General features: G+C 67.3%; 18 protein-coding genes. 13 read left to right on the forward strand and 5 right to left on the reverse strand.

Annotated features, from left to right (window positions below; all coding sequences use genetic code 11):
- The first annotated feature begins 51 nt into the window (after positions 1–51).
- From ASD37_RS21840 to ASD37_RS21850, 3 genes are all read left to right on the forward strand, one after another.
- Complete coding sequence (locus ASD37_RS21840; protein ID WP_056556371.1) at positions 52–624, forward strand: PadR family transcriptional regulator; 573 nt, start codon at positions 52–54, stop codon at positions 622–624.
- Between the two features lie 159 nt (positions 625–783).
- Positions 784–2430, forward strand: coding sequence for a bifunctional 3-(3-hydroxy-phenyl)propionate/3-hydroxycinnamic acid hydroxylase (locus tag ASD37_RS21845; RefSeq protein WP_056557487.1), 1647 nt, complete (start codon positions 784–786; stop codon positions 2428–2430).
- Complete coding sequence (locus tag ASD37_RS21850; protein ID WP_056556374.1) at positions 2427–2738, forward strand: NIPSNAP family protein; 312 nt, start codon at positions 2427–2429, stop codon at positions 2736–2738. The genes ASD37_RS21845 and ASD37_RS21850 overlap by 4 nt, the downstream gene beginning before the upstream one ends.
- On the opposite strand, the gene ASD37_RS21855 is transcribed toward ASD37_RS21850, so the two are convergent.
- From ASD37_RS21855 to ASD37_RS21865, 3 genes are read right to left on the reverse strand one after another with little or no spacing between them, the layout of a single operon-like run.
- The gene (locus ASD37_RS21855) at positions 2739–3407 is read right to left on the reverse strand and encodes a DsbA family protein (RefSeq protein WP_056556377.1); all 669 of its coding nucleotides are present in this window, start codon (positions 3405–3407) and stop codon (positions 2739–2741) included.
- Between the two features lie 36 nt (positions 3408–3443).
- Positions 3444–4067 carry an NAD(P)H:quinone oxidoreductase gene (gene wrbA, locus ASD37_RS21860; RefSeq protein ID WP_056556380.1) on the reverse strand — a complete coding sequence of 208 codons (624 nt, stop codon included), beginning with the start codon at positions 4065–4067 and terminating at the stop codon, positions 3444–3446.
- 47 nt (positions 4068–4114) lie between these two features.
- Positions 4115–5596: an aldehyde dehydrogenase gene (locus tag ASD37_RS21865; protein ID WP_056556383.1), complete on the reverse strand. Its 1482-nt coding sequence runs from the start codon at positions 5594–5596 to the stop codon at positions 4115–4117.
- Positions 5597–5769: 173 nt separating this feature from the next.
- On the opposite strand from ASD37_RS21865, the gene ASD37_RS21870 reads away from it, so the two are divergent.
- The 8 genes from ASD37_RS21870 to ASD37_RS21905 all read left to right on the forward strand — a co-directional run bounded on the left by ASD37_RS21870 (position 5770) and on the right by ASD37_RS21905 (position 13583).
- The gene (locus ASD37_RS21870) at positions 5770–6510 is read left to right on the forward strand and encodes an IclR family transcriptional regulator (protein WP_056556386.1); all 741 of its coding nucleotides are present in this window, start codon (positions 5770–5772) and stop codon (positions 6508–6510) included.
- Positions 6511–6673: 163 nt separating this feature from the next.
- Positions 6674–8227, forward strand: coding sequence for an acetolactate synthase large subunit (locus ASD37_RS21875; RefSeq protein WP_156721020.1), 1554 nt, complete (start codon positions 6674–6676; stop codon positions 8225–8227).
- A complete protein-coding gene (locus ASD37_RS21880; RefSeq protein ID WP_056556392.1) occupies positions 8224–9753 on the forward strand; it encodes an aldehyde dehydrogenase family protein in 1530 nt (509 codons plus the stop codon). Before ASD37_RS21875 ends, ASD37_RS21880 begins: the two co-directional genes overlap by 4 nt.
- The gene (locus ASD37_RS21885; RefSeq protein WP_056556396.1) at positions 9750–10544 is read left to right on the forward strand and encodes an SDR family NAD(P)-dependent oxidoreductase; all 795 of its coding nucleotides are present in this window, start codon (positions 9750–9752) and stop codon (positions 10542–10544) included. Before ASD37_RS21880 ends, ASD37_RS21885 begins: the two co-directional genes overlap by 4 nt.
- A gap of 28 nt (positions 10545–10572) precedes the next feature.
- Positions 10573–11601 carry a glycosyl hydrolase gene (locus ASD37_RS21890; protein WP_056556399.1) on the forward strand — a complete coding sequence of 343 codons (1029 nt, stop codon included), beginning with the start codon at positions 10573–10575 and terminating at the stop codon, positions 11599–11601.
- A 23-nt stretch (positions 11602–11624) separates the two neighbouring features.
- Positions 11625–12110, forward strand: coding sequence for a VOC family protein (locus ASD37_RS21895; RefSeq protein ID WP_056556402.1), 486 nt, complete (start codon positions 11625–11627; stop codon positions 12108–12110).
- A 26-nt stretch (positions 12111–12136) separates the two neighbouring features.
- Positions 12137–12739, forward strand: coding sequence for an amino acid synthesis family protein (locus ASD37_RS21900; protein ID WP_056557489.1), 603 nt, complete (start codon positions 12137–12139; stop codon positions 12737–12739).
- Between the two features lie 4 nt (positions 12740–12743).
- Complete coding sequence (locus tag ASD37_RS21905) at positions 12744–13583, forward strand: alpha/beta fold hydrolase (RefSeq protein WP_056557491.1); 840 nt, start codon at positions 12744–12746, stop codon at positions 13581–13583.
- Positions 13584–13625: 42 nt separating this feature from the next.
- On the opposite strand, the gene ASD37_RS21910 is transcribed toward ASD37_RS21905, so the two are convergent.
- Positions 13626–14219: a class I SAM-dependent methyltransferase gene (locus ASD37_RS21910; protein ID WP_370073085.1), complete on the reverse strand. Its 594-nt coding sequence runs from the start codon at positions 14217–14219 to the stop codon at positions 13626–13628.
- Between the two features lie 183 nt (positions 14220–14402).
- Here ASD37_RS21910 and ASD37_RS21915 point away from each other — a divergent pair, with 183 nt between their 5' ends.
- A complete protein-coding gene (locus tag ASD37_RS21915) occupies positions 14403–15674 on the forward strand; it encodes an MFS transporter (RefSeq protein ID WP_162253301.1) in 1272 nt (423 codons plus the stop codon).
- Here ASD37_RS21915 and ASD37_RS21920 read toward each other — a convergent pair.
- Positions 15637–17082: an aldehyde dehydrogenase gene (locus tag ASD37_RS21920; RefSeq protein WP_056556409.1), complete on the reverse strand. Its 1446-nt coding sequence runs from the start codon at positions 17080–17082 to the stop codon at positions 15637–15639. The two genes, ASD37_RS21915 and ASD37_RS21920, sit on opposite strands and share 38 nt — an antisense overlap.
- Before the next feature lie 237 nt (positions 17083–17319).
- On the opposite strand from ASD37_RS21920, the gene ASD37_RS21925 reads away from it, so the two are divergent.
- Complete coding sequence (locus ASD37_RS21925; protein ID WP_056556411.1) at positions 17320–18156, forward strand: IclR family transcriptional regulator; 837 nt, start codon at positions 17320–17322, stop codon at positions 18154–18156.
- The last annotated feature ends 1 nt before the right edge of the window (position 18157 follow it).

Genomic DNA, 18157 nt, shown 5'->3' on the forward strand with positions numbered 1-18157 from the left:
TCTAGATGCGACTATTCACTTCGTTGACTAGTGAACAGGTAGTGTCGTCGGATGGCGCTTCGCGACGCGGTGTTGGCAGCGCTCCTCGAGGGTGAAGCATCCGGCTACGACTTGGCGAAGCGATTCGACCGTTCAGTCGCCAACTTCTGGACCGCCACTCCGCAGCAGCTCTACCGTGAGCTCGACCGCTTGGCCGCCGACGGACTCATCGAAGCCCGGGTGGTCCCTCAGGAACGTCGCCCCACCAAGCGGCTCTACACCCTGACCACCGCGGGCCACGACGCGATCCACGCGTTCACCTGTCAGCAGCCAAAGCCCACCGCCATCCGCGACGATCTGCTCGTCATGGTGCAAGCCCTCGACGCAGGTGATGCAACAGCGGTTCGCGACGCCGTGGCCAACCAAATCCATCGGGCCACGGACAAATTGGTACTTCTCGAACGCATCAGGACCCGGATGCTCGGCAACGAGTCCGAAGACCAACACCTGGCGACGACGAACGCCGTGGGCCCCTACCTCACCCTGCTTCGGGGAATCGCCTTCGAACAGGACAACATCCGCTGGGCCGAGCACGCCCTGTCGATCATCGACCGTCGGTTCCCTCGCTCCGGCACCGACTCGTAGAACACGAACTCCGCAGGGTCATACGCCATGACGGCTCGACGACCATTGCCGCCCTCGGCATTGTTCGATTTGCGAACATGTCGTACGGTTACTGAACAACATGGTCACCCGGCATCCCCGGAGCTCCACTGGGGACGATCTTTCTACGAGGACGAAATGATGCGAGGTTCGCCGGCAGCCGCAGCGCTGCGCGTCGACGTGGCGATCGTCGGAGCCGGCCCCTGCGGCGCCCTGATGGCCAACATGCTGGGGCAGTACGGCATCGAAACTGCGTTGATCGACCGCAGCACCGGCATCGTGGAATACCCACGCGCAGTGGGCATCGACGACGAATCCCTGCGCGCCCTGCAATTGGCGGGCCTGGTCGACGACGTGGTCGACGACGTCATCTCCAACGTGCCGCTGCGACTGTTCGACCGCAAGGGCCGGTGCGTGGCCGACGTCCGGCCCAGCACGAAGGAGTTCGGGTGGTCGCGGCGCAACATCTTCATGCAGCAGAACCTCGAACGTGAACTTCGCCGGGGCCTGAGCCGATTCGAAGGGGTTCACCAACTCCTCGGCCACGACGTCGTCGAGTTGACCACGACCGACTCGGGCGCCGATCTGCACCTGACCGGTCCTGACGGTGAAACACGCTTCGTAAGCGCACGATTCGTCGTCGGTGCCGACGGCGGACGCAGTTCGGTCCGCGGCTGGGCGGGGATCCGGATGGAGGGCGACACCCATCCGCACAAGTGGGTCGTCGTGGACTGTGAGAACGATTCGGTCGACGCTCCCTACACCGCGTTGCACTGCGATCCCGCCCGGCCGTACGTCTGCATCCACCTGCCGCACGGCTTCCGGCGGTGGGAGTTCATGCTCTTTCCCGGCGAGGACGCCGAGGCGTTTCTGGCCGACGACATGGTGCGCCAGCTGCTCGCCGGGCGAGTGGAGAATCCGGCCGATGTTCAGGTCGTCCGCGCGCGGGTCTACACCCATCATTCCCGGGTCGCCACCCGCTTCCGTTCTGGGAACGTGTTTCTCGTCGGCGACGCCGCGCACCTGATGCCACCGTGGGCCGGCCAGGGACTGAACACCGGAATACGCGACGTGGTCAACCTGTCGTGGAAGCTGGCCGGCGTTCTACGGGGTCAGCTCGCGAGCTCGGTGTTGGACACCTACGACTCCGAGCGAAGGCCCCACGCCGCCGCCATGGTCGCCATGTCGACGATGCTTGGCCGGATCTTGAGCCCCACCCACCGCAGCGTCGCGGTCGCCCGTGACCTCTTCCTGCACGCCTCGGGGTGGTTGCCCCCGGTGAAGCGGTGGGCGCTGGAGATGAAGTTCAAACCCATGCCCTGCTACGACCAGGGCCTCGCCGTCGCCGGCGGTTCGGCTGCGGCCGGTGTCGGCACGATGTTCATCCAACCCGACGTGCGCACCTCCACCGGCGACATCGCCAAACTCGACGACGCACTGGGTGATTGGATCACCGTGCTCGGGTGGCAGCGCGACCCGACCGTCGACCTGTCCCCCGTCGTCCTCGACGAGTTGAGGGTCGTGGGCGTCTCGATCGTCAAGGTGGTCGGCTCGTGCCCGCCGGCATCGCACCGTGCCGTCGACGACGCCGCCACGGTGGTGCTCGAAGACCGCGACAACGATCTCAGGCAGTGGTTCGAGGACACCGGATCCGACTACGTCGTGCTGCGCCCGGATCGCTACATCGCCGCCGCCGCGACGCGCTTCGACCTCGGGCATCAGATGTCCGAATTACTCTCGCTGACAGCACCTCTCGCAACACCCCCACCCGACAGGAGAACTGCGTGATCGTCGAAGAGCGCGTTTACACCATGATTCCCGGCGGCGTGCCGAGGTATCTCGCGGCATGGAACCAGCATGGCCGCGAGGCCCAGGTCGACGTCCTCGGTTCGCCCCTCGGCGTCTTCACCTGCGACGTGGGCGACCTCAACACGTTGACCTATCTGTGGCAGTACGCGTCCGTCGCCGACCGCACCGACCGCCGCGCCCGCCTGATGGCCGATCCCCGGTTCACCGCATTTCGCGGCGAGGTGCGCGGTCTACTCGTCAGCCAGCACAACCGGATTCTGCTTCCCGTGCCCGGCACCGGGGACTAATCAACCTGCGGCAGGACTGATTTGGGCCAGCAGGAGTCTCTCGGCCGCAGCCGGGTCGACCGAGCCGATGCGCACCAGACCGCCATGCCAGTCGTGGTCGGTCATCCCGGGATTGTGGGTAGTGGTGCCGTCGGGCCAGAAGATTTGCGGGCTGCCCTGAATCGGTAGCGACGCACTCAAATTGAACTCGTCGTTCACGTCGGCGCGTGGGTTGGACATAGTCCACTCCCGCAGCACCCGTTCAACGTCGAGGTCGGCGCCGTTCTCGCGGGCGACGACCAGGCCTGCCTCCAACCCCGCCTTGACGCTGACGTCGACCGAGTCGCGGAAGAACGCCAGCCTCAGCGCGTAGTCGACGTCCTCGGCCGCGCGGACGCCGTGAACGCGCCGCGCCGCCGCCACCATCTCGAAGGCCGGGAGGAAGGTCGAGGGCCAGGAGGCGTCGGTGTAGGCGTTGAAGAGGTCCGGTTCGTGGCTCGCCAGCGCGGCGGTCTCGGTCACCACGACGTCACGTGGCGTGCCGTGCCGGTTGACCCACTCCAAAGGCCATGCGCGCGGCGCGAAGACGACGTCGAGTCGATGTCGTTCACGCGCCGCGCGCAACCGGTGCACGGCAACCAGCGCCCAGGGGCAATGGATGTCCGACCACACGTCGACGGTCGTGGTCACCGGCAGCCCCCCCGAATCGATGGTCAGCGGACGAGGTTACGCCACGACCTGGGACTTGGCGGCGGCCAGCACCGAGGTGAAGTGCGCGAGCCGGCTGCCCTGGTAACGGGCGGACGCCAGCGTCGCCTCGTCCGGCATGGACGACGGGAAGCCGGCGGCCCACGACGTGCCGTAGGGGTTGCCGCCGGAGGCGTAGACGGTGTCGTCGGTGTAGCCGACCGGCACGATGATCCCGCCCCAGTGATAGAACACGTTGTTCAGGGCCAAGATGGTGGATTCGATGCCGCCGTGTTGCTCGGCGGCGGAGACGAAGGTCGTGACGGGCTTGTCCGCCATCGTGCCCTCCTGCCACAGCCCTCCTGCGGTGTCGATGAACTGCTTGAGTTGGGCGGCCGGGCCGCCGAAGCGCGTCGGGGTGCCGAACGCGTAGCCGTCGGCCCACTCGAGGTCGGCCAGCTCGACCTCGGGAATCGAGCCGTGCGTGTCCGCGACGTGGCTGGCCCAATCCTCGTTGGCCGTAATGGCTTCGGTCGGGGCGAGCTCGGGCGCCCGGCGCAGGCGGACCTCGGCCCCGGTGGACTCCGCACCCTCCGCGACGGCTTCGGCGAGGCGGTGGACGGATCCGGTTGCGCTGTAATAGGTGACGAGTACGCGTGCCATGGGTAGAGGCTCCTTCTAGGTCGAACGGGATGGATTGGACGTCGTGCTCACAGCACGACGGTGATGGTCTTTTCCTCGGTGTAGGCGTCGAGTCCGGCGCGGCCGAGTTCGCGGCCCAGCCCACTGAACTTCGATCCGCCCCAGGGCAAGCGAGGGTCGAGAGGGGACCAGCCGTTGACGGCGACGGCCCCGGCCTGCACCAGCCGGGCGACGGTGTGCGCCCTGGTCAAGTCGCGGGTCCACAGCGTCGCGGCAAGCGCGTAGCGGCTGTCGTTGGCGATGGCGACGGCCTGCTGGTCGTCGTCGAAACCGATGACGGCGCCCACCGGTCCGAAGATCTCCTCACGGGCGATGGTCATGGAATTGGACACGCCGGCGAACAGCGTCGGCTCGACGAAGAAGCCGGTCCGGTTCGGCCGGCCACCGCCGATCACCACGCGGGCACCCTCGGAACGCCCGAGGTCGACGTAGTGCGCCACCCGGTCGCGTTGCCTGGCGTTGACGAGGGCGCCCATCGTGGTGCCCGCCTCGAACGGGTCACCCAACACCACCTTGGCGGCGCGCACGGCGAGCAAGTCGACGAATTCGTCGTGGATCTCGCGGGCCACCAGGATTCGGCTGCCTGCCGCACACACCTCGCCCTGGTTGGCGAAGATACCCGCTGCCACACCGTCGGCGGCCGCCTCGAGATCGGCGTCGGCGAAGACGATCTGCGGGCTCTTGCCGCCGAGTTCCAGTGTCGTGGGCCGGAATCCGTTCGCCGCGGCGATGGCGACCGTATGGCCTGTCTGCGGACTGCCGGTGAACGAAATCTTGTCGACGCCGGGGTGGTTGACTAGCGCACCACCCGTCGTCGGCCCACGCCCGGGGAGGACGTTGAAGGCGCCGGCGGGAAAGCCGGCCTCCTCGGCCAGTTGAGCCAGCAGCAGCGAGGTCAGCGGCGCATCCTCCGGCGGTTTGAGGATCACCGCGCATCCGGTTGCCAACGCCGGTGCGATCTTCCAGGCACCGATCATCGTCGGCGAGTTCCACGGCGTGATGGCCGCCACCACGCCGATCGGTTCGCGAACGGTGTAACTCAGGGTGGCGCGACCCATGTAGCCGGGGGTCGGGATGGTGCGTCCCTCGAGTTTGTCGGCCCACCCGGCGTAATGGCGGAAGGTGGCCACGGTTTGGGGCAGGTCGATGACGCGTGGTTCGAACCCGGGCTTGCCGACGTCGAGCGATTCCAGGTTCGCGAAGTCCTCGGTGCGGTCTTCGATCAGTTGCGCGAGGCGGTTCAACAGCTGACCACGGGTCGGCCCGTCGAGGCGCCCCCACTCCCCGTCGTGCATCGCGTCACGGGCGGCGGTCACCGCGGCGTCGACGGTCGCCGCGTCGGCTTCGACGACGGTGACGATCGAACGTTCGGTGACCGGGTCGACGACGTCAAAGGGTTCGGCAGCGGACGTCGTGTGCCACCTGCCTGCCACATAGGGGTGAGCTGGCAAACTGCGGGCGAGCGCTTCGGCGGCTTCGCGATTCGTCATGTTCGATTACCGTCTTCCTCGGTCGATAATCGAACGATAGCCATCGTGCCGTCGGCCGTCAACCGGATCCTCGTCCGTTTCGCGCAAGCAACGTCCGATAACCGGACAGCGGTGGTGTCTAATACAGGGAAGGCGCGGCGCACGCGACCAGGACCGACGAGCGAGGGGTTTCGATGGCCAAAGAGCCGAAGGCACAAGCGGGTTCCCCCGCCGGCGGCGAGACCTCGCAGACCCTGGACCGCGGCCTGACCGTCCTGACCCTTCTGGCGAGGAACACCGACGGACTGACCGCCGCGGAGTTGGCCCAGGAGCTGTCGACCGCGCGCGCCGTCGTGTATCGGTTGTTGCGGACGCTGGAGTTGCATCGCCTGGTCGGACGGATCGACAACCGGTACGTGCTGGGAATGGGCATCGCCGAGTTGGCCAGTCGACTGCGGCCACAGCTGCAGATCACCGTCCTTCCGGTGTTGCGCCGCCTCACCGAAGCCACCAACAGCACCGCGCTGTTGAGCATCGCCGACGGTGACCAGGCACTGATCCTGCTCACCGTCGAACCCGCCGAAAGCACACTGCACCTGGCGATTCGGCAAGGCGCCCGCCATCCGCTGACCCTCGGCGCCGACGGGATGGCCATCCTCGCGGGCAGACCGCCCGCGCCCACCGACACGGCCGAAATACGCCGAGCCAGGGAACGCGGATACGCCGTGAGTATCGGGGCCTTGCAGGCCGGCGCCGCGGGCATCGCCGCACCCATCACCACCTCCGACTGGGCCACGGCCAGCATCGGCATCGTCCGCCTCGGCGACGACGAAGCGGACATCGCCCCGAGCGTGACCGAGGCCGTGACCACCGCGGCCGCCGACGCCACCCGTCGACTGCTCGGCGACGTCGCGTTGACCGCGGGGTCGGCGTAAGCATCAGTCCCGCAAGCACTTTGCACGCCTTCACCGACTAGTCACGCCCAACCCACCGCTGACGGATCTTCCACCACTCGACTCATGGGGGTTCCGTGGCGGCTTTGCGTCCGCTACTCTTTACGATATTCGTTCATAACGTTCGATTATCGAAAGGCGGCTCGTGCCCGCGAAAGAGACGACCGGTGCCGACGCACTGATTCAGGCAGTGGCCCGACGTGGCGTCCAGGTCTGCTTCGCCAACCCCGGCACCACCGAAATGCCGTTGGTCGCCGCGCTCGACGAGGTGCCCGGCGTTCGGGCCGTGTTGGGCCTGCACGAAAACGTCTGCACGGGAGCCGCCGACGGCTACGCCAGGATCACCGGCCGTCCCGCGGTCACGCTGTTACACCTTGGCCCCGGCCTGGCGAACGGCTTGGCCAATCTTCACAACGCGCGGCGCGCTCGCACGCCCGTGGTGAACGTCGTCGGCGATCACGCCAGCTGGCACCTGCCGTACGACGCCCCGTTGACCTCCGACATCGCCGCCTTGGCCGGCACCGTCGGCTCCGTGCACACCACCACCAGTGCCGCGAGCGTCGACGAATGCACCAGTGCGGCAGTCGATCAGGCCTACCGCACCGGTGGCATCGCGACGATCGTCGTGTCGGCCGACCACCAGCAGGACGTCGTCGAGCCGTCGGCGACACCGAGCGCGGACGTCGTCCGATACGGACAGGTGCTCGACGCCCACGTGCGCGAGGTCGCGGACCGGCTCCGCGCGGCGGGTCCGCGGTCGGTCCTCCTGCTCGGCGGCAATGCCCTCAGCCACGCGGGACAGCTTGCCGCGGCGCGTATTTCGGCCGGCACCGGGGCCACACTGTACTGCGAGACGTTCCCGGCGCGCGCCGAGCGCGGCGGAGGGCTTCCCGACGTCGACCGGCTGCCCTACTTCCCCGAATACGCCGTTGCCGCCTTGAAGGAGGCCGACGCCGTCGTCGTGGCGGGCGCCGACGAGCCGGTCGCCTACTTCGGCTACGCCGGCATTCCCAGCGAGCTGGCGCCCCCGCACACCGTCGTCCACCTCGCCGACCCGCACAAGGACGCCGAGGCGGCGCTCGTGGCGCTCGCCGAACTCGTCGGCAGTCCAACGTCTTCCACCCCACCGGCTCCCCCTGAGCTGCCTGCCGCCGACCAGCCGCTGACCGGCCCAAGCGTCGGCGCCACCGTTGCCGCATGTCTGCCCGAGAACGCGATCGTCTCGGTCGAGGGAGGCACGTGCGGCTACCCCTTCTACACCGCGTCGGCGGGGGCGGTCGCCCACACCGTGCTGACGAATACCGGTGGCGCGATAGGCCAAGGGCTCCCCGTCGCGCTCGGGGCCGCCCTCGCCGCGCCCGACCGTCGCGTCATCGCACTTCAGTCCGACGGCAGCGGCCTCTACACCCTGCAGGCGTTGTGGACGATGGCCAGGGAACACACCAACGTCGTCGTCCTCATCGCGGCCAACCACACCTACAACGTGCTGCGTACCGAGCTGTCGCGCCACGACAACGCCGAGTTCGGCCCGCAGGCCAGCGCCCTGACCAGCCTGGCTGAACCCCAGATGGATTGGGTCGCACTCGCCACCGGATTCGGCGTGCCTGCTCGCCGGGTAGACCGGGTCGGCGCGCTGAGCTCCGCACTGCTCGACGCCCTCGCCTTGGACGGACCCCACCTGATCGAGATGGCCCTGTGACCAGAGCCGAACTACCGACACTCCCGGCCTCGACGCCGCGCGCCGTGGCCGAGTTCATTGCTCGCGAGCATGGGCTCTTCATCGACGGCGCCTGGCGCGCAAATCATTCCGGGGAACGGTTGGTCAGCGTGAACCCCGCCACTGGTGCGCCGCTCGCCACCATCGCCGCGGGGAACGGCGCCGACGTCGACGCGGCCGTGTCCGCCGCACGGCGCGCGCTGTCCAACCCCGCCTGGCGTGACATCAATCCCCTGGAGCGCGGCGAACTGTTGCACCGGCTCGCCGAACTGGTCGAGGCCCACGCCGACGAACTCGCATTCATCGAATCGCTGGACAACGGCAAACCCCTCTCGGTGGCCCGCGCCGTCGACGCCGGGACAACCGTCAAGTTGTTCCGCTACTTCGCCGGCTGGCCAAGCAAGTTCGAGGGCTCGACGATCCCGCTCTCACCCCGCAACGGGATGCGCATCCTCAACTACACCGTGCACGAGCCGGTGGGCGTCGTGGGAGCCATCGTGCCGTGGAACTTTCCGATGTCGATGGCGTCGTGGAAGCTCGCACCGGCATTGGCGACCGGAAACACCTTGGTGCTCAAGCCCGCCGAGGAGACGTCCCTGTCGACGCTGAGGTTGGCCGAGCTGATCTCCGAAGCCGGTTTCCCACCCGGGGTGGTCAACGTCGTCACCGGCCTCGGGACGGTCGTCGGTGCGGCGATCGCCGAACACCATGGCGTGGACAAGGTGGCCTTCACTGGCTCAACAGAGGTGGGACGGCGCATCACCACCGCCGCCACGGGCAACATGAAGAAGGTCTCCCTCGAACTCGGCGGGAAGTCGCCACACATCGTCCTTGCCGACGCCGACCCGATGGCAGTCGCCGCCGCGGCCGCCGACGGCATCTTCTTCAACCAGGGCCAAACCTGCACCGCGGGATCACGGTTGTACGTCCACGCCGACGTCTACGACGACGTGATGTCCGCCCTGATCGACAAGGCCAGAAACATCGTGGTCGGCCCCGGCCAAGACCCCGCCACCCAGATGGGTCCGCTGGTGTCCGCGCGTCAACTCGAAACCGTCAGTGGCTACGTGCAATCCGGCGTCAGCCAGGGTGCGACACTCGCGACCGGTGGCATCACTCCGGCGGGGCTCGACGAGCAATACCGCGGCGGCTACTTCCTTGCTCCGACAGTGTTGTCGGAGACCACCCAATCGATGCGGGTGGTGCAGGAAGAGATCTTCGGACCCGTCCTGGTGGCGATGCCGTGGCGAGACGTCGACGACCTGATCGAGAAGGCCAACGACTCGCCGTACGGGCTGGCGGCCGGCATCTGGACCAACGACATCACCGCCGCACACCGCATCGCCGCGGCCGTGAAGGCGGGCACCGTCTGGATCAACTGCTACAACCTGACCGATCCCGCATCTCCGTTCGGCGGCTACAAGCAGTCCGGCTGGGGCCGCGAGATGGGTCGCGGAGTGCTGGAACAATACACCGAGACCAAGAGCGTATGGGTGAATCTCACATGAGCACAACGGAATTGAAGGACCAGGTCGCGATCGTCACCGGCGGCGGCCTCGGCATCGGCAAGGCGGTCACCCGGGCCCTCGCCCTGCGTGGCGCGACGGTCGTCATCGCCGCCAGACGCCTGGCGATCCTGGAGGCGACCGCCGCAGAGATCACCGCTGAAACCGGTGCCAGAATCGTGCCGGTGGTCGCCGACACCACCGACACCCAATCGGTCGAAGCGATGGCCGAGGCCGCCGCCCAGGTCGGACGGCTCAGCATCCTCGTCAACGGCGCCGCGGCACCGGCCGGGTTGGTGCGCAACGACATCGCCGACGCCGACCCCGAAGCACTGCTGGCCGACCTGAACACAAAGGTCGTCGGATACTTCCGCTGCATCAAGGCGGTCGCACCCCACATGCGAGCACACCACTACGGCCGCATCGTGAACATCGGCGGGCTGACCGGCCGCTCCAGTCACGCCCTGTCGGGGATGCGCAACCTGGCGATCGTCCACATGACCAAGGCGTTGTCGGATCAGTTGGGACCGGACGGCGTCACCGTCAACACCCTGCACCCGGGAGTGGTGGAGACCGAGCACATTCACGAGCTGTACGCCAAGAATGCTGCGGCTCAGGGCATCACGCCAGAACAGGTCGAGCAGAACTTCGTCGACCGCACCCCGATCCGCCGGATCCTCACCGCAGCCGAGGTCGCCGACGCGGTGGCCTTCTTCGCCGGTCCCACCGCGGGCGGCATCACCGGCGAGTCGCTGGGCGTCGACGGCGGGCTCACCCGCGGCATCTTCCTCTAACCCCACCACTGCCGAAAGGAACATTCACATGTTGGGCACCATTCTCGTAGCAACCGCCGGACAGGGCGTGCTACGCAGCAACGACGACGGCGCCACCTGGAGTCGCATTCCCCTCGACCAGGGCCTCGAATTCGACTCCACCGTGCGCACGTTGGCCGTGCACCCCGAGCAGCCGAACGTCGTCTACGCCGGCGCCGAAGTCGGCCTCGGCCGCAGCGACGACGCCGGAACACATTGGACGCGAGTCGATTCGCCGTTCAACGACCAGCAGGTCTGGGCGATCGCCGTCGACCCCCACGATCCGGATTCCATCACCGTCGGCACCGGAGCACCGTCGCGGGCCGTCATGTACCGCACCGGTGACGCCGGTGTCACCTGGGACCGGCTCTCCCCCGAACTTCCCGAGAAGTGCGCCGGGGTCAGCAAGCCACGAATCCTGACCATCACCTACGACCACGTCGACGGCAAGTCGGTGTGGTTCGGCGTCGAGGAGGGCGGCTTGTGGCGCAGCCGCGACCGCGGCGACGACTGGGAACGTCTCGACGGTGCGGAGGACACCCTGCCCGACGGCGTCACCCACTCCGACGTGCACTGCATCGTGGTCCTCGACGGCCCGCCGAAGACGATCGTCGTCGTCGTCGTCAACGCCTTCTTCGTCAGTCAGGACGACGGCCTGACGTGGAAGCGCACCGGCACCAAGTCGACCTGGGGCATCTACTACACCCGTCTGGTCGCACGCATTCCTGGCACCAACTCGCTGCTGCTGGGAATCGGTGACGGAACCCCGGGCACGACGACTCGGATCTTCCGATCCGACGACCTCACCCAGACCTGGACCGAGGCCACCCTCGACGTCCCGGCGACCTCGACGGTGTGGGGCTTCGGCCAGCACTCCTCCGATCCAGACCTCGTCTTCGCAGGCACCAAGTACGGCAACCTGTTCCGGTCCACCGACGGAGGCCGCAGCTTCACCAAGGAGTGGCGAGACTTCCCCGAGATCACCGACGTGGCGTGGACGCCGGCCGTGGCCGCCGACCCGCCTGCAGTTCACCACTAAGTCGAACCCGAAGCGGAGTCACCATGACCGAAACCGTTCCAACGTCCACCGCCACGCCCGTCGTCGTGCGCACCCATCTCTCGCTGTACGTCCGAGACCCGGAAGCCTCCGGGCAGTGGTTCGCCGACGTGCTGAACATGAAGATCACCGCGCGCGGACCGCAGTGGGTGTTCCTCTCGTTCGGCCGCAAGCACCACGACCTGGCGCTGATCCGTGCTGAGGAGGGTGCTCACCAAGGCGGCCTTGGCATGCAGCACTACGGCCTCGAGATCCAAGGAGACGTCGACGAGCTGCGGCGGCTGTACGCGATGCTGCTGTCCAAGGGGGTGGAGGTGGTCAAGACCACCGACCATCGCGTCGGAATCGGCCTGTACTTCGAGGATCCGGACGGCAACCGATTCGAGTTCTTCTCCGAGACCATCACCGACGACGCCGAGGGGCAACGCGTGCTTGGCGAGCACAACGCGCCAAGCACGCCCATCGATCTCGAACCCCTCTACGACCATTAGCCACCGACTTCCAAGGATTCATGACCATGCCCAGTGACAATTTCGGCGCCTATCACATCCGCAAGTGGTTCCTGCACGTCGAGGAAACCCTCGCCAACGAGACAGGGCAGCTCCCCGACGGCGCACCGGTGCGCAAGTTCGTCATTTCGGCGGCGATCCACAACCCCTACGCCAATCGCTTCAGCGCCGACCTCGGCGACATCGTCGACGGCTCAGAGGAGTTGGGCCGCGAGTTCGGGCGCCGGGCCAGGGAGGCCGCCGGAACGGCAGGCGTCCAGAGCTACGGCAAGGCGGCCATGGTCGGCATCGGTGGCGAATACGAGCACGGAAACGCCTTCCTGACGCAGACATTCGCCGACCCCGTGCGCCAAGCCATCGGCGGCGGCAAGTCGTGGGTGCCGTCCACCGGCAAGGTCGCCGGCCCCGGAGCCACCGTCGACATCCCACTGGCACACAAGGATGCGCTGTACGTCCGGTCGCACTACGACACGGTGTCGGTCAGTTACGGTGACGCACCGCGCGCCGACGAGGTGGTCGTCGCCTTCGCGTTCTCCTCACGCGGCCGACTGCACGCCCGTCTCGGTGGGCTCGACGTCGCCGACGTCCGCGGCGACGACGGCCTGCACTGACGTCGTGGGGTCACCGGTCAGCACCACCGTCCTCCTCAACGGCCTGCACCAGCGGCACCTCGTGTGGGGTGACAGCACTCGTCCCCCGGTGCTGGCCCTGCACGGACTGCGCAGCTACGCCCACACCTGGGGCACCGTCGCGACCGCGCTGGCGGGCGACCATCTGGTCGTCGCGCCGGACTTCCGCGGCCGCGGCGACAGCGATTGGGATCCCGGGCGGGACTACTTCACCAACGCCTACGTCTCCGACGTGGAGGCCCTCGTCGACCACCTCGGCCTCGACCGGTTCGCCGTCGTCGGGCACTCGATGGGCGGCTCGGTCGGGTATGCCTACGCGGCCCGCCATCCCGACCGGGTCAGCAAGCTCGTCGTCGAGGACATCGGGCCCGGATCGTCGACCGCGACGGCGGGGGCCGACCGGGTGATCCGCGAGATGACCTCGACCCCAAGCGACTTCGAGTCACTGGAGGCAGTGCACGCCTACTGGCGCGGCATCCGACCGGCCATCGGCGACGACGCGCTCGCCTCCCGCATCGCCCACACCGTTCGCGAACTCGGCGACGGACGGTGGGGTTGGAAACTCGACATGGCGGGCATCGCCGCGGCCCGGCTCAGCGGCGACCCGGCCGGATCGGTCGACCTGTGGGAGTGCGTGGAATCGCTCCGGTGCCCGACGCTGGTCGTTCGCGGGGGGCAGTCCGACTTCCTGCCGGAGAGCATCTGCGCCGACATGGTCCGACGTCAGCCGCTGTTGCGCTGGGCCGAGGTCCCCGGCGCCGGTCACTACGTGCACGACGACGACCCCGCCACCTTCGTAGGACTGGTGGCCGACTTCCTGCGCTGAGTGGGGCGCACGCTGACGCTGAGAGTGCGGCCCAGCCGACGACTATCGCAGCACCGCAACGGGTTTGCGAAAGACGACGACGTCCTTCCACCGACTCCCACGCGCAATGGCCAGTTCGAATCCGTGCGGTTCGGCCAGCGCGCGCAATTCGGGCAGAGTCAACCGATCCGGATCGGGGAACGACTCGTGGAACACCAGCACTCCCCCGGGCTTGACGATCCGCGCCAGCGACCGAAGGCACGCGTCCTTGTCGGGCACCTCACCGATGACCTCTGCCAGGAAGGCGGCGTCGAATTGACCGTCGGCAAAGGGAAGTTCGGCGTCCGCACTCCCCGCGTGATAATCCACGTTCTTGTGTCCGGCACCGTCGAGCTTCCTGCGCGCCTTGTCCAACATCTCGGGTTGGATGTCGAAGAGAACCAGCCGTCCGGTGGTGAGCCGTCGAGCGATCTCGACGCTGAAGAACCCCGGCCCCGGTCCGATCTCCACGACGCTTTCGCCACCGTTGAGACCGATCGCATCGATGCTGGCCGACGGATTCTCCAGCGCCCGCCGCAGCGGGTTGTCCAACAGTCCGGCTATCTGATGCGGATAGGGGAAGTCACCAATTCTCTTGCGTAGCAATCTCAGTAACAACGGCACGGGCACCTCGATCCGCATTCGGGTTGCACCCAAGATAGCCGCCGACGAGCTCTTCGTGGGGGCCACGTCGCCGCTGAGTCGCCGCACCACCAGCATGTGCCCACGACCGCTGCCATGGCCCGGTCAGCGGACCATGACAGTTGCGGCCCCATTCGCACTCGACTACAAACCCATCAGGTGAGCACGACGCGGCGAATGGACGAAGACCCGCCTCGGCGGATGCGGGACCTGTTGATCGATCGCAGGTTCGGGAGCATCTTCTGGGGGAAGTTCGTGTCCTCGAACGGAATTTGGATTCACGGTGTGACCGCGGCCATCGCGATCTTCGCCGCGACCGGATCCACCTCGGCCGTGGCCCTGGTCGCCACGGCTCAGTTCGCTCCCCAACTTCTGACGCCGTGGAGCGGCAGCTGGTCCGACCGCGGTTGGGAGCGATTTCAGCTCATCAGCGGCCGAGTGCTCTGCACTCTCGGGTCGGCCATCTGTGCTGTGGCGATGATCTTTTGGGGCGACGGCGGCTGGGGCACGGCGACGCCGCTCGTCGTCGGCACCGCGGCAGTCGGCATCGGCTTTGCGGTGGGCGGTCCCTCGCAACAAGCCGTCATCCCTCGCCTGGTCCGGCCGTGCGAACTGCCGACCGCCATCGCCATGAATACCGCGCCTTTGACGATGGCCCGCATCATGGGCCCCGGCGCGGGCGCCCTCCTTGCTGCCCAATGGGGCGCTGCAGCAGCGTTTCTGGTTGCCATGGTCTGCCACGCGGTGTTCACAGTGATACTCGTCGTGGTTCGGATCCCGCGTGGGGCGGCCGCCGGCAAGGACGACGACTCCTCCATCAGGCACGCCCTGTCCTACCTGCATCACCGTCGGCCCCTGCTCTTTGCGCTCTTCGCAGTGATGGCGTCAGGGATCGGAGCGGAGCCGACCTTGACAACCGCACCCGCGCTTGCCAACGAACTTCACGGCGGTGCCTATTTGGTGGGCACACTGAGCATCGCGTTCGGTGTCGGTTCCGCGATCGGCTTGATGATGCTGGGTGTCGTCGTCCGGCGCACATCCCAGGAGTGGGCCACGACGGCGGGTCTCGTCGTCATGGTCGTCGGACTAGGCATCACGGCGGCACTGCCCACGGTGGCGGCCGCACTTGGCGGCTTCACCCTCGTCGGTGCCGGTTTCGTAATGACGCTGACGGCAGCGACATCCTTGGTACAAGAGCGGATTCCGGACAATCTCCGGGGACGCATCATGGCGTTCTGGTTGCTGAGCTTCGTCGGCGCGCGCCCGGTGACCGCACTGTGCATTGGTCCGCTCGCGGACGCGACGTCTCCGGGCGCTGCCATCGGCGCCGTCGCCGGGGTGCTGGCGGTCGCCGCGGTTGCATGCCAACCGCGGCGCCTCCGGCACACCGCGTCTAGCCCAGGTTTAGGAACGTCGTCTGCGTCTCGGTGAACGAGTCGATCGAGTACTCGCCGAATTCGCGACCCCATCCGCTCATCCCGAAACCGCCCCACGGCGATGCCGGGTCGATCAGCGGAAGCTGGTTGACGAAGACGGTGCCGAAGTGCAGCCGAGGGGGGAGCTTGTGTGCGGTCGACAGATCCTTGGTCCACAGGACGGCGACGAGGCCGAAGTCGGTGTCGTTGGCGCGCGCCACGACCTCGTCCTCGTCGTCATAGGCCATGACGGAGAGGACCGGCCCGAAGATTTCCTCCCTGGCGATGGTCATGTCGTCCCGTACACCGCTGAATACCGTTGGGCGATAGAAGAATCCGTCAGCCAAGTCCCCATCGACGCGGGTGCCTCCGGTGACCAAGTCGGCACCTTGCGAACGTCCCGACTCGACGTAGCCGTGCACGCGGTCGAGGTGCTCCTGGGATACCAACGGGCCGATGATCGTGGCGGGATCCTGGCCCGGCCCGATCGGAAGGGCATCGGCCGCTGCCGCAATCTTCGAGGTGAACTCGTCCACGCGTGAGCGGTGCACGAAGAACCTGGTGTACGCGCCGCACGCTTGGCCGGTGTTGAACACCGCACCCTGCAGGTTGCCGGCCACCGCCGCATCGATGTCGGCGTCCGCGCACACGATGCTGGGCGCCTTTCCGCCGAGCTCGAGGGCCACCCGCTTGAGGTTGTCCGCCGACGCCCGGACGATGTGCTGACCCACCTCGGTCGAGCCCGTGAAGGAGACCTTGTCGACCCCGCGGTGCGCGACGAGTGCCTTGCCGACCTCGGGTCCGCCGGTCAGGACGTTGACGACGCCGGCAGGAACACCAGCTTCACGGCACAGCGCCACCAACCGGACCGTGGACAGCGGCGTTTGCTCGGCGGGTTTGAGGACCACCGAGTTGCCGGTAGCCAGGGCGGGCGCCAGCTTCCATGCCGCGATGGCCAGCGGGAAGTTCCACGGCGTGATCAGCGCGCACACGCCAAGCGGGACGCGGCGCTGATAGCTCAGGTTGCCCGGGATCGACACCGGCGCGACCCTGCCGTCGATCTTGGTCGCGTAGCCGGCGTAGTAGCGGAAGACCTGCGCCGCCAGCGGCAGGTTCACACCGGTGCTCATGAAGGTGGGCTGACCCTGGTCGAGGGTCTCCAGCGCCGCGATCTCCTCGGCGTCCCGATCCAGCAGGTCGGCGATGCGCCAGAGCAGACGCCCACGCTCATCGGGTGTCATCCCGCGCCAGGCGTCGGACTCGAATCCGCTGCGTGCCGACGCCACGGCGGCATCGACGTCGGCAACACCTGCATCGGCAAAGACCCCGATGACCTGGTTGTTTGCCGGGTTGACGGTCTCGCTGGTGGCGCCGTTAGCAGCGTCGACCCACTCGTTGGCGATTAACAGTTGCGTGGTGTGCATGATCTTCCCTCGGGTTCGTGTCACCGAACGCCATGCGGGCGCGCGGACAGCCTCAATCTGCCAGCGAGCGACCCCCGGCCAGGATCGGCGTTCCGGTCAGCGAACTCACCGCTGGCGCCGTCGGAATGTAAACACTCCGTTTCGTAATGTCCCCCCACTGGACAAGTGCTATCCATTTGGATAATCATGTGTTGTGACAGGGGACACACCGGTTACGTTGAACTCCAGGAGACAAAAATGAGCGTGCTGGCCCACCCATTTGAACTAGACGACGACGTCTCCGTCACCACCACCCCGAACTCCGTCCTCGGCAAGGCGTTCTCGATCCTTTCGGCCTTCGACGGCGACAACGAGACGTTGCGTCTCGTCGACCTGTGTCAGCGCAGCGGAGTGCCCAAGCCGTCGGTATATCGGCTCGCCCAGGAGCTTGTGGGACTCGGGATGCTCGAGCGAATCGGACAGGAATACCGAATCGGCTTCAGCGTCTTCGCCCTGAGCCAGCGCGCCGGTAGCGCCTCACTGCTGCGCAGAGTCGGCAGGCCGGTCCTGGTCGACCTCGTCACGTCGACCAGGGGCACCGCTCACCTGGCCGTGCTGGAAGGCACCCGCACCTGCTACCTCGAGAAACTCGGCGGCACCCGTAGCGTGCACGCGCTGTCGCGGGTGGGCGGGCGCCTCCCCCTCACCTGCACCGCCTCGGGCAAGCTCCTCCTGGCGTTGGCGCCAAACAGCGATCAGCTGTTGGAGCACCTGGTCGGCGACACCTGGCAGCGACTCACCCCGCACAGCGCGCCCGACCTGGCCTCACTGCGGCGGGAAATGGAGTCGATCCGGGCACTTCGCGTCGCCACCGAACGCGAGGAGGCGCTGCTCGGCTTCAAGAGCTTCGCCGTTCCGATCTACGACTCTGGCGACGGCGTGATCGCCGCCCTGTCGCTCACCGTTCCCGTCGACCACACCGCCGATTCCGCTCTCGTGAACGCGCTGCGACTCGCCTCGGGAAGCATCACCCGTCAGCACACCCGGCTCGTGATGAGCGCCTCGGCGCCGATGGACACACGGCGGTTCGCGTAAT

It is taken from the genome of Mycobacterium sp. Root135, from assembly GCF_001426545.1.
Taxonomy (GTDB): Bacteria; Actinomycetota; Actinomycetes; order Mycobacteriales; family Mycobacteriaceae; genus Mycobacterium.

Excerpts from the sequence above, each read along its gene's own strand:
- ASD37_RS21885 (WP_056556396.1), top strand. The coding sequence starts at position 9,750 with ATGAGCACAACGGAATTGAAGGACCAGGTCGCGATCGTCACCGGCGGC.
- ASD37_RS21845 (WP_056557487.1), top strand. The coding sequence starts at position 784 with ATGCGAGGTTCGCCGGCAGCCGCAGCGCTGCGCGTCGACGTGGCGATC.
- ASD37_RS21925 (WP_056556411.1), top strand. The coding sequence starts at position 17,320 with ATGAGCGTGCTGGCCCACCCATTTGAACTAGACGACGACGTCTCCGTC.
- wrbA (WP_056556380.1), bottom strand. The coding sequence starts at position 4,067 with ATGGCACGCGTACTCGTCACCTATTACAGCGCAACCGGATCCGTCCAC.
- ASD37_RS21870 (WP_056556386.1), top strand. The coding sequence starts at position 5,770 with ATGGCCAAAGAGCCGAAGGCACAAGCGGGTTCCCCCGCCGGCGGCGAG.
- ASD37_RS21900 (WP_056557489.1), top strand. The coding sequence starts at position 12,137 with ATGCCCAGTGACAATTTCGGCGCCTATCACATCCGCAAGTGGTTCCTG.
- ASD37_RS21895 (WP_056556402.1), top strand. The coding sequence starts at position 11,625 with ATGACCGAAACCGTTCCAACGTCCACCGCCACGCCCGTCGTCGTGCGC.
- ASD37_RS21920 (WP_056556409.1), bottom strand. The coding sequence starts at position 17,082 with ATGCACACCACGCAACTGTTAATCGCCAACGAGTGGGTCGACGCTGCT.
- ASD37_RS21840 (WP_056556371.1), top strand. The coding sequence starts at position 52 with ATGGCGCTTCGCGACGCGGTGTTGGCAGCGCTCCTCGAGGGTGAAGCA.
- ASD37_RS21865 (WP_056556383.1), bottom strand. The coding sequence starts at position 5,596 with ATGACGAATCGCGAAGCCGCCGAAGCGCTCGCCCGCAGTTTGCCAGCT.
- ASD37_RS21890 (WP_056556399.1), top strand. The coding sequence starts at position 10,573 with ATGTTGGGCACCATTCTCGTAGCAACCGCCGGACAGGGCGTGCTACGC.